This is a genomic window from Microcystis sp. LE19-195.1E (assembly GCF_027532095.1).
GTDB lineage: Bacteria > Cyanobacteriota > Cyanobacteriia > Cyanobacteriales > Microcystaceae > Microcystis > Microcystis aeruginosa.
On record NZ_JAPZSZ010000193.1, the window covers coordinates 1 to 14220 of the forward strand.

General features: G+C 42.1%; 12 protein-coding genes and 3 pseudogenes. 3 read left to right on the forward strand and 12 right to left on the reverse strand.

Going from position 1 to position 14220, the window contains the following annotated elements:
• Nucleotides 1-393 precede the first annotated feature (393 nt).
• Both O9300_RS10980 and O9300_RS10985 read right to left on the reverse strand, forming a co-directional pair.
• Entirely contained in the window at nt 394-756 is a 363-nt protein-coding gene (locus tag O9300_RS10980; protein ID WP_061432189.1) for an acyl carrier protein, read from the reverse strand.
• Nucleotides 734-2533, reverse strand: coding sequence for an acyl-CoA dehydrogenase family protein (locus O9300_RS10985; protein WP_287732738.1), 1800 nt, complete (start codon nt 2531-2533; stop codon nt 734-736). Before O9300_RS10985 ends, O9300_RS10980 begins: the two co-directional genes overlap by 23 nt.
• Before the next feature lie 442 nt (nt 2534-2975).
• Here O9300_RS10985 and O9300_RS10990 point away from each other — a divergent pair, with 442 nt between their 5' ends.
• Both O9300_RS10990 and O9300_RS10995 read left to right on the forward strand, forming a co-directional pair.
• On the forward strand, nt 2976-4100 hold the full coding sequence (locus O9300_RS10990) for a DUF262 domain-containing protein (RefSeq protein ID WP_287971670.1): 1125 nt from the start codon (nt 2976-2978) through the stop codon (nt 4098-4100).
• Nucleotides 4100-4756 carry an MAE_28990/MAE_18760 family HEPN-like nuclease gene (locus tag O9300_RS10995; RefSeq protein ID WP_287971672.1) on the forward strand — a complete coding sequence of 219 codons (657 nt, stop codon included), beginning with the start codon at nt 4100-4102 and terminating at the stop codon, nt 4754-4756. The genes O9300_RS10990 and O9300_RS10995 overlap by 1 nt, the downstream gene beginning before the upstream one ends.
• A gap of 316 nt (nt 4757-5072) precedes the next feature.
• Here O9300_RS10995 and O9300_RS11000 read toward each other — a convergent pair.
• The 9 genes and pseudogenes from O9300_RS11000 to sufB form a co-directional block, all read right to left on the reverse strand.
• Nucleotides 5073-5408 (reverse strand): annotated as a pseudogene (locus O9300_RS11000) (DUF29 family protein); the annotation flags it as partial.
• A 198-nt stretch (nt 5409-5606) separates the two neighbouring features.
• Nucleotides 5607-5756: a hypothetical protein gene (locus O9300_RS11005; protein ID WP_162528344.1), complete on the reverse strand. Its 150-nt coding sequence runs from the start codon at nt 5754-5756 to the stop codon at nt 5607-5609.
• A gap of 36 nt (nt 5757-5792) precedes the next feature.
• Nucleotides 5793-5927, reverse strand: a pseudogene (locus tag O9300_RS11010) (IS630 family transposase); the annotation flags it as partial.
• Nucleotides 5928-6107: 180 nt separating this feature from the next.
• Nucleotides 6108-7613 carry an RluA family pseudouridine synthase gene (locus O9300_RS11015; RefSeq protein ID WP_287971674.1) on the reverse strand — a complete coding sequence of 502 codons (1506 nt, stop codon included), beginning with the start codon at nt 7611-7613 and terminating at the stop codon, nt 6108-6110.
• A gap of 34 nt (nt 7614-7647) precedes the next feature.
• Nucleotides 7648-8910 (reverse strand): SufS family cysteine desulfurase, encoded by a 1263-nt coding sequence (locus O9300_RS11020; protein ID WP_287971676.1) that lies wholly within the window; start codon nt 8908-8910, stop codon nt 7648-7650.
• A 55-nt stretch (nt 8911-8965) separates the two neighbouring features.
• Nucleotides 8966-10291: a Fe-S cluster assembly protein SufD gene (gene sufD / locus O9300_RS11025; protein ID WP_287971678.1), complete on the reverse strand. Its 1326-nt coding sequence runs from the start codon at nt 10289-10291 to the stop codon at nt 8966-8968.
• The gene (locus O9300_RS11030) at nt 10266-10400 is read right to left on the reverse strand and encodes a hypothetical protein (RefSeq protein WP_287971680.1); all 135 of its coding nucleotides are present in this window, start codon (nt 10398-10400) and stop codon (nt 10266-10268) included. The genes sufD and O9300_RS11030 overlap by 26 nt, the downstream gene beginning before the upstream one ends.
• Nucleotides 10401-10466: 66 nt before the next feature.
• The gene (gene sufC / locus O9300_RS11035; protein ID WP_287971682.1) at nt 10467-11237 is read right to left on the reverse strand and encodes a Fe-S cluster assembly ATPase SufC; all 771 of its coding nucleotides are present in this window, start codon (nt 11235-11237) and stop codon (nt 10467-10469) included.
• A 122-nt stretch (nt 11238-11359) separates the two neighbouring features.
• Nucleotides 11360-12802: a Fe-S cluster assembly protein SufB gene (gene sufB / locus O9300_RS11040; protein ID WP_036395285.1), complete on the reverse strand. Its 1443-nt coding sequence runs from the start codon at nt 12800-12802 to the stop codon at nt 11360-11362.
• Between the two features lie 223 nt (nt 12803-13025).
• Between sufB and sufR the strand changes: the two genes are divergently transcribed.
• A complete protein-coding gene (sufR, locus tag O9300_RS11045; protein WP_012265479.1) occupies nt 13026-13664 on the forward strand; it encodes an iron-sulfur cluster biosynthesis transcriptional regulator SufR in 639 nt (212 codons plus the stop codon).
• A 431-nt stretch (nt 13665-14095) separates the two neighbouring features.
• Here sufR and O9300_RS11050 read toward each other — a convergent pair.
• Nucleotides 14096-14220 (reverse strand): annotated as a pseudogene (locus O9300_RS11050) (IS630 family transposase); the annotation flags it as partial.

Consider the following 14220-nt stretch of genomic DNA (forward strand, 5'->3'; position numbering starts at 1 on the left):
TTGCGGGGATCGGGGGAAAATTCAGGTACTTTTTCCCTGAAAATTAGGTAGTTGACCACCTCAAAACTGGTAAAACCCCACACCCCACACCCCACACCCCACACCCTGCCCCCAGGAAAAGCTTTTTCAGCAAACCCTAAGTAGTCGTACAAAATAAATTTCCTAGTGGTGAGAGGGAACTCCAGAACTGCGGAACGGGCAACAGAAAAGAAATACAGCGATTGTTGCTTTACGGAGAAATGGGTAATTAATTTTGTTTAGGTACTTAGCAATTCCTATACTGGTGAGTAGAGAACAGAGCCAATTGATAACTAATATAGGTGGGTTACGGCGAATACTAGATAATTTTCCCTAGCATAAATTGTCGTCGCCTAACCCACCCTACACCTAAAATTAACGACGACCGAATAAACTCCAACCTTTGCCACCACTAACGGCCGGTTCAGCTTTTTCAGCGACGGGAGCAACTTCTGCGGGGGTTTCCTCACCGGAAAGATTAGAAAGATCGTAGTTTTCTACTAGGAAAAGAGACGCTTTTTCAATAGTAGAATAATCCCAGAAAAGGGTAGAAGGTAACTCTTGACCGACCCAATCTTCCAGATCACCCACCATCGTTACCGCATCGATCGAATCTAAACCATAACGGGTTAAAGGTTCAGTCACATTAATCGTTTTTGCATCCAAAGATAACTGATCAGCTAACTGTTTGACTAACCAATTTTGTACGAGATTATTAAGATTGGAGTTGGAGTTCATGGATTTTTTCCTCGGTAGTTTGTGAAGGGGCTAATTGAAAAGGCACGATCGAAAAATGTTGATTTTCTCGATATAATTTCAGCAATTCTTGGGCAACATTTTCTACATACACCTCAGATAGAGTGTAAGGCAGCGGCCGGAGAGTTCGCAGTAATCGGTGTAAACTCAACACCAACCATTCCCCCTGGGCAAAAAATTCACCCAAGATGGAACGATTATAAAGCCAAGTGTGTAAACAAGCGGAAGCGGCGTGTAAAGTACAGTATTTCTTGGCAATCTCGAACAATTCGGGTGATTGGTCGTGACCATACTCGAATTTCGATTGGCTAATCTGTTCATCGTGAGCATTTAGTTCCTCTAAAACTAAATTACCCAACATCAACAGATTTTCTAATACTTCCCGGTCCACCTCCTGAGAATCTTTCAATCCCTGTAGCATATCAAGGGCAATCTCTAAACCCTGTAGGGAATCATCCATTCCCCGGCCAAATAACTCTAAATTATTGGGTTCAAAGGGAGGAACAGACTTTTCTAGGCTAAAAATCGCCTCTAAACGGCTTTTTAACGCCGACATGGTGCGCGAGTTGCGTTTAGCCCGATATTTGGTTAAAGGACGCAATTGTAGGATTAAAGCATGAAGATTGACGATCGAACTGCCGTCAAACATACTGATAATCGAATTATCCCGCAGTAGCTTCTGGAAGATGCCGAATTCGTGTTCTTCTCGCATATAAAAACGCGATCCCAAGACCACATAAACACTATTAACCATCTCCTCCAGACGGACGGTGACAAAATATTTTACCACCGAAGCCCAGACGCTAAACTGTTCGGGGATAATATGAAAACCTCTCGCGGCCGGAATCGTCTCGCAATCGCAAATAAGGATGTCAAGGAAAGCATCCACGAGAGTGCGCCGGGGTTGGGGCAAATCCATCACAGTTTTGTTATAGATTACCCGATTAACGGCAAAACCGAGGGTAGTTCTCAAAGCGGTATCGGCTGCCCCGTGGGAAAAAGCAGCGCACAACATTCGGGTAATCTGGAAACCTTTCAGGGCTAATTCTAAACCGTCTCCCTCCTCCCGTAAACGCATGGAATCGGGGACGAAACAATCCTTAAAACCAATGCCACTCATATCCGAGGCGCGCACGCCATGGGTGTATATTTTCGGCAAATTATAGTATTTTTCGGGGTCTAATTGCCGTTTATCGACCATAAATAGGGTTAAACACTTTGGACCGCCGTTAGCATCGGTTTTCGCCAAAATAAAGGAAACTCCAGAGATAGTCGCCCGGTTAATCGGCCATTTCTCACCATTGAGAATATAACCTCCTTCCACCTTCGTCGCGGTCAGATCACCATTGATCAGATCGCTGCCGTGTTCCTTTTCCGAGTAACCCAGACACATCGCCCCATAGTCATCCATGATAAAACGGGCGAGCTTCTGTTTCTGTTCTGGGGTTCCCGCCATCCAGTTTAAAAACGACCAGAATAGGGTAGTAAAAGCGATGCCGATAGTTTGATCCCGTCGGGAAAGTACGCGCACAAAAGCGACAAATTCCTCAAAAGAGGTGAACTCACCGCCGCAATCGGTGGGAATGTAGTAGTGTTGGAGTTTCCAGTCGTATAACCAGCGAATTTCCTCGTGGGGAAATTCTTCGCTCTCGTCAATTTCGATCACCCGCTTGTAGGATAGAGGGTTATCGGGATTGAGAGGATCGCCTAAGTCTTTTTCCAGTGCTTCAGCAGTCCAGTATTGCTTAAGCTTTTTCATAGTGCCTCTAGGACAGATACAATGTGTTTTTCGTCAATGCCTTCGGTTAGAAGACCCGACCATTCACAAAAATTAATGACCATTCTAGACGTTTGACTGTAGGATAGCAACAATTTTTAATTTCGCCTTTACCTTAAATGTGCTAGAACCCACTTGGGTGGGGTGCTAGACTACCCTCTGCGGTAATTATGCCCAAATTGAGGTGATTAAACCGCACAGTGCGGTATTAGGTTTTATTGAGGCGGTGTTAGACCGATGGAAGTGGGATATTAGGATGGGGGAGGTTGCTCGACCGCAGGGAGCGGTATGATTAATAGTTATGCGGCTCGTTCCCTGTTCATACTTTTTCCTTGAATGTAATATTCAACTGGCAGATTACGATTAGAATGTTTAAGGTACAAGTTTTGCTTGCCATAGGGTTTAGAAGTCTAGGAGCAATATGATGATGGAATCAATAGATGAACGGATAGATGCCAAAATTGGTGAGGTTCGTACTGAATCTATCGATCTCAGCTTTGGAGAAATCATCAGTTTATATTCTCAAAATGAACTCATTATTCAACCGGAATATCAAAGGTTATTCCGATGGTCTAATCAACAAAAGTCTCGTTTAATAGAATCCATACTTCTTGAGTTGCCAATACCACAGATATTTACTATTGAGAACTCAGAGGGGGTTTTGGAGTTAATTGATGGCTTACAACGCCTTAGCTCTGTGATTCAATTCATTGATGCCAATGTACTGAATTTCACTGATATAGATGGAGAAAAGCTGAAATCTCTAAAGTTAGAAGGTTGTGATCAGATTTCAGAACTTAATAATCTGACTTTTGAAGATTTATCATTGAGACTCAAGCTTAGGATTAAAAGATCCTCTGTAAGGACAGTAATTATTAAAAGGCAAAGTAATTCTTTTCTGCGTTATGAAATGTTCAAGAGGTTAAATACTGGGGGATCAATTCTAGCTCCACAGGAAATTCGCAACTGTTCTTCTAGGATGTTTGGTGAGCCAGGTATAAAGTTCTATAGGTTTCTCCAAGAAAGATCCTCCTATTCAAACTTTAAGACTTGCATAGATACATTGTCTCAATCAGAAAAAGAACAAAAGGGAGACGAAGAGCTTGTCTTAAGATTTTTTGCCGCAAAAAATGCTCAAGATCTCTTCCGGGGGAGTGTGAGAGATTGGTTAGACACATACATGGAAAATATATTATTTGAAGAAATACAATTTGATTATTCTACTGAAACACAAGACTTTAATAGATTATTTGATTACTTGAGCCAAATTCTCGGCAGTGGTGCTTTTGTTCGATATCGCGATCAATCACCAATTGGTGCTTTAGCTCCAGCTTATTTTGAAGCTGTTACAATTGGCGTGTTTAGGATACTAGAAAGATTAGAGAATCTGGATAATTCTTCTGTTAGGGATGAAATAATCAAAATTGTTCAGTCAAACAGCTTTAAGGATAATATTGGACCTGGAGCTAACTCCAGAACTAAGCTTTCTAATAGAATTGGATGTATTCAAGAAGGTTTAAATAAACTCAGCTTGTGGAGTAATTTTTAATGAGCAACTGGGCGAATGAGATCGAGGCTGATCTCAACTGGAGAGAAGGAGAACTGGCTGCAATTAAAATTCAAATATTAACGACTGATAGGGTTAAGCATCCTGTAAGGTATGAAGCTCTCTTGAGAGCTATTACTACTTTGCTATATGCTCACTATGAAGGTTTTTGTAGATTTGCATGGGATTTATACCTCGATACAATTCAAAGGCAAAATATTAAACGCAATCAATGCCGTGAGGAGGTTATAAAGCTATCGCTAAGGAAGCGCTTTAAAGAACTTGGGGGTGATTTGTCAGCAGATGGAGTTTGGAGCTTTTTTTCCAACGAATTGCCAGCTTTAATTAATGAGAATATTGAATTCAATATTCGCTTAGAAGCAGATAGCAATTTAAAGCCTATGCTGCTTAAAAAGAACTCTACAGATGCTGGTTTATCATGCTCAATGGTGGATCAACATGAGCTTTTACTTAAGACATTAGTAAGCAGGAGAAATAATATAGCTCATGGGCAGAAAGACATAATTCATGATCTGACTGAGTATAACAAGTATGAAAATGCGGCTTTGGAAGCTATGTATGAGCTAGGACTATCTGTAATTGATTGCTTAGATAATCGGAAGTATTTGAAACCATCAAATCCGCCTAGCTCATCATGAAATCTACGCATTTTAATCGCTGTAGGGTGCGTTCCCTAATGTGGCTCCTACTGCTGCACCGATAGTGATTAAACCGCTGACTCATATCATTTTTCAAAAGTGATGACAGACTTAGTTGATTATTCCAAAGTGCAATTCCTCTCTGAGAGCGGAATTGCACTTTCAGATGTTAATCACGACTATTGAAAATTGGTATCAATTTCTTTTTCAACCAGATTTTGGAATACCAGCTATTAGTTGTTGAGCAACTGAAGTAAGGTGGGCATTGCCCACCCTATTGTTGTATGGATGTAAGTTGGATTGCAAGCTCCAGTTTTTAACCAGGGAACCAATCTTCATCAAGAATTTTCTCAATTGTCCAAGGACAGTCAACTGGTAAAGTTAATCCACTTTTGCGGCTCGCTTTTCCCAGAGCTTTTTGATAACAATAACCAAACCGTTCTAAGGCATGATTGTAGATTACCTTAGAGCGAAACAGCAAGCTAAATTCCAATCTGAAATTATCTATCTCGTCTGTCCATTGGGGTAGGTAGTAAGGATGCTTCCAGTAGGTGTAAAGTAGCAGGTGACTGAGGAGTTGAATAAGAAAGCTTTCTGCTTTGTATTTGCGTTCATCAACCATTTCCTCTAATTCCTCGGCTAAAGTTTGCCAATCTAAAGTATTGCGATTAGGCGATCACAGTTTTTCTGCCTGGTCTTGCAGCCAGGCTACATAGTCTTTTTCATATAGGGTTTCAGCCATTAATTTTACCTCTATACTAATCTTTTTTTGTCCTATCAAAATATAGCTCTCATTGTATAGCTCAAGCACCAAGAAAATGCTGGTTATTGAAATATTACATCCCATCATTCAGTCAATAGACCTCTGGTAAAAATCAAAAATTGTTGTTAGGGTTAGTGCGATGCCGAAGGCACTGCGTAGCAGTACGCCATCGCTGTAGGGTGCGTTCCCTAATGTGGCTCCTACTGCCGCACCGATAGATTTTTGGGAACGCACCATGCTCATTCATTCGAGCAAGTGATTACAAGCTATACTTTAGAAGGTCATAATCTGAGATTTATTAAACTTCTGAAATGGTAGAGTGAGCAAGGAATCAAGTTCTTTTTTATGTTTCCGATGGGAATCATTCAGACAGAGAATCCCAACTATGGCACTGTTGAAGATATCGAACCAGGAATCCCGCTCGGACAAGCTGAAAAAGTTTACCGTAAAGCGATGTAGCGACGTTATCCTAACAAGGATTTTTCAAGAGAGTGCAATTATCCGTTCTGTTGAAGTTATCAAGCAGTCAAAAATACGAAGATTTGCCAACCAAACTAACTAGGGTCTGCTGAAAAAGTTTAATAGCTCTCAAAAGGGGGTGGGAATGATGAGATCAAGTTTATTTTCGGTCTGAGGATGACGAAAAGATAATTGTTTAGCGTGTAGGTGTAAACGGTCGGACTGCTTACCATTGTACAAGCGATCGCCTAAAATTCCTATCCCTAATCCCTGTTGACTATGAACGCGAATTTGATGGGTTCTTCCCGTGTAGGGAATAAATTCGAGGCGAGAATAATTGCCTTCTTTACCGACAACTTTAAAATAGGTTTGACTAGCTTTTCCCCTTTGCCAGTCCACAGTTTGATAGGGTCGATTTTGCGGATTTCCCCAGAGAGGTAGGTCAATTATGCCTGATTCTCGCTCAATAATTTCTGATAATATAGCTTCGTAGATTTTCTCCACTTCTCGCCGTTGAAATTGTTGGGATAAACAACGATAAATATCTAAACTTTTAGCTAGTAATAATAATCCCGAAGTTTCTCGGTCTAAACGATGAACTGGAATGACATTTTTTCCCTGACTACGAAACCGATTGACCACAGCATCTTGACTATCTTGATAACGTCCTGCTACCGATAATAATCCCGCAGGTTTATTAATAGCAATTATTCCCTCGTCTTCATAGATAATTTCTAGGGATGAACGTAAACCAGAGAGTAAAAAACCCATGAGAGGTTGACATCTTTCTTGACAAGCACCATAAAATTCTCCCTGTTTTCTATCTCGATTCGATTCTCCCCACCAAAATTCGGCCATGGCGACAGGTTTTAATCCTTTCATGGCGGCATAATTTAATAATTTCGGGGCGCAACATTCCCCTGTTCCCGTCGGTAACAAATTACTGCCCATCAATTTAGCTAAGGAGAGAGATTGTCCAGAAAAGTTATTTAAACAGTAGGATTGATACAGCAATTCCTGTAACTGTTTGGAGAGTTTCCTCCGCTGTTGCTTAAGTTCAATAATTCTCTGATTGGCTACGTTTATTTTCTCAATTAAGGGTTTTAAAACTTGTTTTTGTTCCTGTTTTAATTGCTTTTTTTCTCTTTTTTCCTGACGACTGATATTATTTAATTTTTCTAATTCTTCTCGGTTTAAATCTCCTAAATTTCTTAACCTATCTCGTTCCTGTTTCTGGTTTTGATGTTGTTGCTGTAAAGCTTGTATTTTACGCTCAAAATTTGCTTGATTGAGTCGATATAAATTATGTTCGGGAATTGATTTTAGGGTAATAATTTCCTGTTTAATTGTTTCTAAAAGTTGCAAAACTCGCTTTTCTTCCCGAATAATTTTTTCTCTCCCCACTAGGGACGGAACCCAGCCAGCAGCTTCTCCCTGTCCAGAAAAAGCTTTTAAAACTTCTATTTCGCCAGCAGCATTTTCTCCTAACAAAATGCCATACATTTTACCTTCAGGATTGGTGATAGTTGTCATCAAATCTTGGGCGATTTTTTCAGCCAAAAGAGTGCGGGGCAAGCGCAATAACTCGCCCGTTTCGGGACAAATTCCTTGATAATAATAAGTAACTTCCTTCACTCTTTAAGAACAGGAAAAGGGGCCAGAGATACCCCTAAGAAAAACAATTGGCAAAGAAATCAATAGTTTCCTGTAGGGCGACAATAAAGCGCTCGATTTCTTCACGGGTATTATAAAAATATAGACTTGCCCGCGCGCTGCCGGAAGCATCAAAAAGGCGGTGTAGAGGTTGGGTACAGTGATGACCGGAACGAATAGCGATTCCTTCGTGGTCTAATAAAGTAGCTAAATCACTAGCATGAATCCCTTCCACATTAAAGGCGGCTAAACTAGCCCGACCCTGGCCTGTTAAACTAGGTGGCGGCCCGTAAATTCTTAACCCCTCAATTTCTCCTAATTTTTTGAACAAATGGGCGGTTAATTCTTCTTCGTAGGCATGAATATTATCCATACCTAAACCCATTAAATATTCTACTGCAGCACCGAGGGCAATCGCTTCGCCGATAGCGGGGGTTCCAGCTTCAAATTTGTGGGGCAGTTCCGCACAGGTAAAATGGTCTAAATAGACTTCCGCAATCATTTCGCCACCACCAAAAAAGGGCGGCATTGCCTCTAAAATCGCCTCTTTGCCGTACAAAAATCCAATACCGGTGGGGGCGCACATTTTATGACCACTAGCCACCAACCAATCACAATCTATGGACTGCACATCAATGGCTAAATGGGGGACACTTTGACAGGCATCAATTAATACTTTCGCACCGACTTGATGGGCAAGGCTGACTATTTCGGCAACGGGATTAATACAGCCTAATGTATTAGAAACATGAAGGACAGCAACTAATTTAGTTTTGTCAGACAACAAGGATTTATATTGTTCTAAATCAAAGCTTTCTTCGCTGGTTAACTGCACATATTTAATCACTGCCCCCGTCTTTTGGGAGACAATTTGCCAGGGGATTAAATTACTGTGGTGTTCCATGACCGAGAGAATAATTTCATCCCCTGCTTTCAGGGTATTTAATGCCCAACTGTAGGCGACTAAATTAATCGCTTCCGTGGCGTTGCGAGTATAGACAATTTCCCGACGAGAAGCGGCATTAATAAACCTAGCGACCTTATCTCTGGCCCCTTCGTAGGCTTCCGTTGCCCGGACACTTAAAGTATGCGCCCCCCGATGCACATTGGCGTTATCTTTTTCGTAATAGTTTCGCAGGGTTTCTAATACTTGAATTGGTTTTTGGGAAGTGGCGGCACTATCGAGATAGATAAGGGGTTTATCGTGTACGGTTTGATGGAGGATAGGGAAATCGGCGCGGACTTTTTGGGCGAGGGTTTTTTCTTGGATAATTGTCATTTTAGTCAGGAGTCAGAGGGGTACTTTGGGCAGGTTGGCACCCACCCCGGTAGAGTTATTCCACACTGCGACAGGCGACGCATTGCCCCAATCTTTGGCGGAGAGATTCTAGAGGAATTTTAGCTAAAATCTCGGCCGAGAAAGCATCAATTAACAAACTGCGGGCGGTGTCGGCACTTAAGCCCCGGCTTTGCAGATAGAATAAATCATCGGCTTCCAGTTGGCTAACGGTTGCCCCGTGGGAACATTTGACGTTATCGGCGGTAATTTGTAATTCGGGTTTGGTGTTGACTCGTGCCTTGTTAGAAATTAACAAATTCCGATTTAACTGGGAGGCGTTGGTTAATTGGGCGGGTTTGGGAACAAACACTTTACCATTAAAGATGGCGTGAGCGCTACCATCAACGATACATTTATGCAGTTGCTTGGTGATGCCGTGGGGATGGTTGAGATAGATGGCGCTGTGGGTATCGGTGGTTTGTTGTCCGGTAATCATGGCTAATCCGTGCAGATTTGTCTCGGTTTGTTCTCCTTTTTGCAGGATATCGAGGTTATGACGGCAGAGTTTAGCTCCTAGATTTATCTCGTTGAGAGTGTAACGGCTATCGCGCCCTTGTTCAATTATCGTGCGTCCGATGTGAAAACCATCTCCCGATTCCCGTTGTACTCTGGTATGGATGACTTCGGCGTTGGCTTCGAGGTAAATTTCCGTGACAGCGTTGGTAAAATAAGAGTAATTTAGAGGTAAATCGGAGCAATGTTCGGCTAAAGCCCCGTAATTCTCAATAATATTTACACTAGCTCCCGTTTCCGCCACGATTAGGCTATGGGGCTGATAAAAGCGGGGAATTTCCTCCACAACGGTGATAAATAAGAGATGTATCGGAGTTGCGACGACGGTGTTAGCGGTGACGTGAATTACTGCCCCATCGCTTAAACCAGCTTGGTTGAGTGCGGTAAAAAATTCGGGTGTTTTTTCTTTCCCTAGATAGTTGACAAGAACATCGTTTTGTGCATTGGCGAAATGCCCGACGCTGACACCGGCGGGTAAAGCGGAGATATCGGACAATTCGGGCTGATAAATGCCGTTAACGAAGACTAGGTGGCTGTTTTTGGCTTCGGGCAGTAAAAAAGTAGCGAGGGCATTTTTATCGATTGTAACGGGTTGGGGGACGCGAAAATCGATCGCCCATAGTTGACTTAAATCGGTGAATTGCCATTCTTCGTCTTTTCTGCCAGGGATGGCTAATTCTTGAGCTTTACTGGCTCCCGATTCTCTTAATTCGAGAATTTTACCGTTATCGATAGTGGGAACCGTTTCTCGCGACAATTTTAACAATAATTCTCCTGATTGTTCAGGTTTCGTGATTATGGCTGTCATTGGTAGGAGGGGGTTGGAGGGTTGAGGGTTGGGGTAGTGGGGTGTAGGGTGTGGGGTGTAGGGTGTGGGGTGTAGGGTGTGGGGAGAGGGGAGAATAAATAAAAGCCATCTCCTGCCTCCTGACGACCGGCTACTGACTCCTGCCTCCCCAGACTCCTGATAACTGATAGCTAGATTACTTAACGGCTAATATTTGTTCGTCGAGGAAATCGTAGCCAGTTCTTTCTAATTCGAGGGCTAATTCTTTACCGCCACTGGTGACAATGCGCCCATCGTACATAACATGAATAACATCGGGTTCAATGTAGTTGAGCAGACGCTGATAGTGAGTGATAAGTAAAAAAGCGTTATCGGGAGTAGCTAAGTGATTGACTCCCTGGGCAACAATTCGCAAAGCATCGATGTCTAAACCGGAGTCAATTTCATCGAGGATTCCTAAAGTAGGTTCTAATAAAGCCATTTGGAGGATTTCATTACGTTTTTTCTCACCACCGGAGAAACCTTCGTTTAAACTTCTGCCAAGAAAGCTAGGATTCATCTGAACAACTTCTAGTTTTTTCTCGACTAATTCCTCAAAGTCAAAACTATCTAATTCTTCCGAGCCTAAATATTTTTGTCGGGCATTATAGGCAACGCGAAGAAAATCGAGGTTACTAACGCCGGGGATTTCTAAGGGATATTGGAAAGCGAGAAAGATACCCATAAGCGCTCGTTCATCGGGTTCTTTGTCCAAAAGGTTTTCGCCTTTATAAATTATTTCTCCCCCAGTTACTTCATAATCGGGATGTCCAGCGATTACTTTTGAAAAGGTGCTTTTTCCTGAGCCATTGCGCCCCATAATTGCGTGGGTTTCACCTGCTTTAATTTCGAGGTTAACTCCTTTAAGAATCTGGTTTCCATCAATACTAGCGGTCAGATTTTTTACCGATAAAATTACTTCACTCATGAGATGTTTTTCTAGAAAAAAATATTAGTTTTGGTGGTTGACGGCGAATCATCAATTGATGGATAAATTGTCTTAGCTTTTGGTGGGTTACGGCTATCGCCTAACCCACCCTACTTTACTGATTATCCGACGGTTCCTTCTAGCTTGAGACTTAGGAGTTTATCGGCTTCGGCGGCGAATTCCATCGGTAATTTACTGAGGACATCCTTACAGAAACCACTGACTAACATAGAGACAGCATCTTCTTCGGAAATACCCCGTTGTGCGAAGTAGAATAATTGGTCTTCACCGATTTTAGAAGTAGAAGCTTCGTGTTCTACTTTAGCACTGTTGTTATCCACCTGAATATAGGGAAAAGTGTTAGCTTCGGCATTATCTCCAATCAGCATAGAATCACACTGGGAGTAATTTCTTGCTCCCTTGGCTTTCGGTCCCATTTTCACTAAACCGCGATAACTATTTTGGGAATTACCTGCCGAAATTCCCTTAGAAATAATCGTACTTTTGGTGTTGCGGCCAATGTGAATCATTTTCGTACCTGTATCGGCCTGTTGTTTGTTATTAGTTAGGGCAATTGAGTAGAATTCCCCGACGGAATTATCGCCGACTAAGACACAACTGGGATACTTCCAAGTAATTGCCGAACCAGTTTCCACCTGCGTCCAAGAAATCTTAGAATTAACTCCTTTACACAGACCCCTTTTAGTGACGAAATTATAAATACCTCCCTTCCCATTGGCATCGCCAGCGTACCAATTTTGTACAGTCGAATATTTAATATCCGCATTATCGAGGGCGACTAATTCCACGACGGCGGCATGAAGTTGATTACTATCGTACATCGGAGCGGTGCAACCTTCTAAATAACTTACCGATGCCCCTTCTTCAGCGACAATTAAAGTTCTTTCAAATTGTCCCGTCTCACCGTTATTAATCCGAAAATAGGTGGACAATTCCATAGGACAGACGACACCTTTGGGTATAAAAACAAAGGAACCATCGCTAAAAACGGCAGAATTAAGAGCGGCAAAATAATTATCACCCACGGGAACCACAGTACCGAGATATTTCTGCACTAAGTCGGGATGTTCCTGTAAAGCTTCCGAAATAGAACAGAAAATAACCCCCTGTTCTGCTAGTTTTTCTTTAAAAGTTGTGGCGATAGAAACGCTATCAAAGATAGCATCCACGGCCACGTTAGAAAGGCGTTTTTGTTCCGAAAGGGGAATGCCTAATTTTTCAAAGGTTTCGATTAAAGTGGGGTCAACTTCTTCAAGACTGTTGAGTTTTTCTTTTTTCTGTTTGGGTGCAGAGTAGTAGATAATATTTTGATAATCAATGGCAGGATAGGAAACGTGCGGCCAACTGGGTTCGGTCATCTTTTGCCATTGATGGTAGGCCCGGAGACGAAAATCGAGCATGAATTCCGGTTCCTTCTTTTTCGCTGAAATTAGGCGAATAATCTCCTCATTTAAACCGCGGGGGATGGTTTCCGATTCAATATCGGTGATGAAACCGTACTTGTAGGGTTGGTTAACGAGATTTTTAACGGTGGTTGCACTCATGGGGGTTAGTGTTCTCTCTACGCGGTAGGCAGGGGAGGCAGTTAAACAACAATAAAGTTGTTTAAATTGATTATATAATAGATTAACAACAAAGCTGTTGTCAAAGTCACGGAAAATTTCAGAGGATGCTGGTAAACCTCTGTTATTCAGGTTACTCTGTAGGGGTAATTGGCCGCTTCTTGACTCTCAGCAATTGTACGCTAAAGCCTCTGTTTTTGGTATCATGACCACGACTCAACCCGCCTCGACGAAAGACGATATTCTGCAATATTTGCTCAAAAACGGTCAATCTACAGCCCAAGACTTGGCTGAGGAGTTAAGTATTAGTCCGCAAGCGACGCGCCGCCATCTTAAGGATTTGGAGGAGGAAGGACTGATAGAATATTTTGCCGTACAAAATAAGATAGGACGGCCCCAGCACATTTATCGTCTCAGTCGTCAAGGTCGTGGCCGTTTTCCCCATAATTACGATAATTTCGCCGTTTCTTTCCTCAATACTCTCGTGGAGACGGTGGGAGAGCAACAGGTGGGGGAAATTCTCAAAAAACAGTGGCAACGCAAAGCGGCAGAATATCAATTGCGCCTCGGGAAGGGGTCTTTAGGGGAAAGAATGAGAAAATTGCTGGAAATTCGCCAAGAGGAGGGTTATATGGCAGAATTAGTGGCACTGGAAGCAGAAAATAGTTATGTCCTGGCCGAGCATCATTGCGCTATTGCTGAGGTGGCTGGTTCTTATCCCAGTATCTGTGGCCATGAATTAGAAATGTTTGCGATGCTGCTGCCCGATTGTACGATCGAACGGACTCACTGGATCAATCAAGGTGAGCAACGATGTGGTTATCTAATTAAGTGCAAGGGATGACAGAGAAAGATTAGTTATCTCTAGACTACCAGCTGCTGTTCCGGCGTTCCCTAAAACCAGAGATTTCCTACCTTGCCATTAAGATAACTGCGATAAGAAAATAGTCATCGGATAGCCAGTCGTCTAGAAATTAGTGCCTAAAAAGCTTGACATATAGACAATTATTTCCTGAGATGAACTGGTTTTTTACAACAATACAGCGTTTCTCAGATACATGAGGTTCATTCTTGCATCTGAAATACTTGATTAGCAAGGATTAGTCTCTGCTTCGCCTTTACCAGAAAGGCTGTAACTAATATGAACAACAATCAAGACTTGAACGACTAAATTAGTCAAAAAATCTGATAATTTTGTTAAAACAACCTTCATTTTTTATTGTTGGCGCACCAAAATCTGGAACCACGGCTCTTTGTAAATAAGCTTTTACGCATTTAAGTTACATTGACAGCATTACCCTTATTTTTAAGTTTTCTACTCCATTTAATAATCAATCCCCCTTCATTTAAAAGCTGATTGACTACTTTTTCCAGTTCTTCTTTATTTTCAAATTCTCGAT

Coding starts and splice junctions, on each gene's coding strand:
- O9300_RS10980 (WP_061432189.1), bottom strand. CDS start 756: ATGAACTCCAACTCCAATCTTAATAATCTCGTACAAAATTGGTTAGTC.
- O9300_RS10985 (WP_287732738.1), bottom strand. CDS start 2,533: ATGAAAAAGCTTAAGCAATACTGGACTGCTGAAGCACTGGAAAAAGAC.
- O9300_RS10990 (WP_287971670.1), top strand. CDS start 2,976: ATGATGGAATCAATAGATGAACGGATAGATGCCAAAATTGGTGAGGTT.
- O9300_RS10995 (WP_287971672.1), top strand. CDS start 4,100: ATGAGCAACTGGGCGAATGAGATCGAGGCTGATCTCAACTGGAGAGAA.
- O9300_RS11005 (WP_162528344.1), bottom strand. CDS start 5,756: ATGGTGCGTTCCCAAAAATCTATCGGTGCGGCAGTAGGAGCCACATTA.
- O9300_RS11020 (WP_287971676.1), bottom strand. CDS start 8,910: ATGACAATTATCCAAGAAAAAACCCTCGCCCAAAAAGTCCGCGCCGAT.
- sufD (WP_287971678.1), bottom strand. CDS start 10,291: ATGACAGCCATAATCACGAAACCTGAACAATCAGGAGAATTATTGTTA.
- O9300_RS11030 (WP_287971680.1), bottom strand. CDS start 10,400: ATGGCTTTTATTTATTCTCCCCTCTCCCCACACCCTACACCCCACACC.
- sufC (WP_287971682.1), bottom strand. CDS start 11,237: ATGAGTGAAGTAATTTTATCGGTAAAAAATCTGACCGCTAGTATTGAT.
- sufB (WP_036395285.1), bottom strand. CDS start 12,802: ATGAGTGCAACCACCGTTAAAAATCTCGTTAACCAACCCTACAAGTAC.
- sufR (WP_012265479.1), top strand. CDS start 13,026: ATGACCACGACTCAACCCGCCTCGACGAAAGACGATATTCTGCAATAT.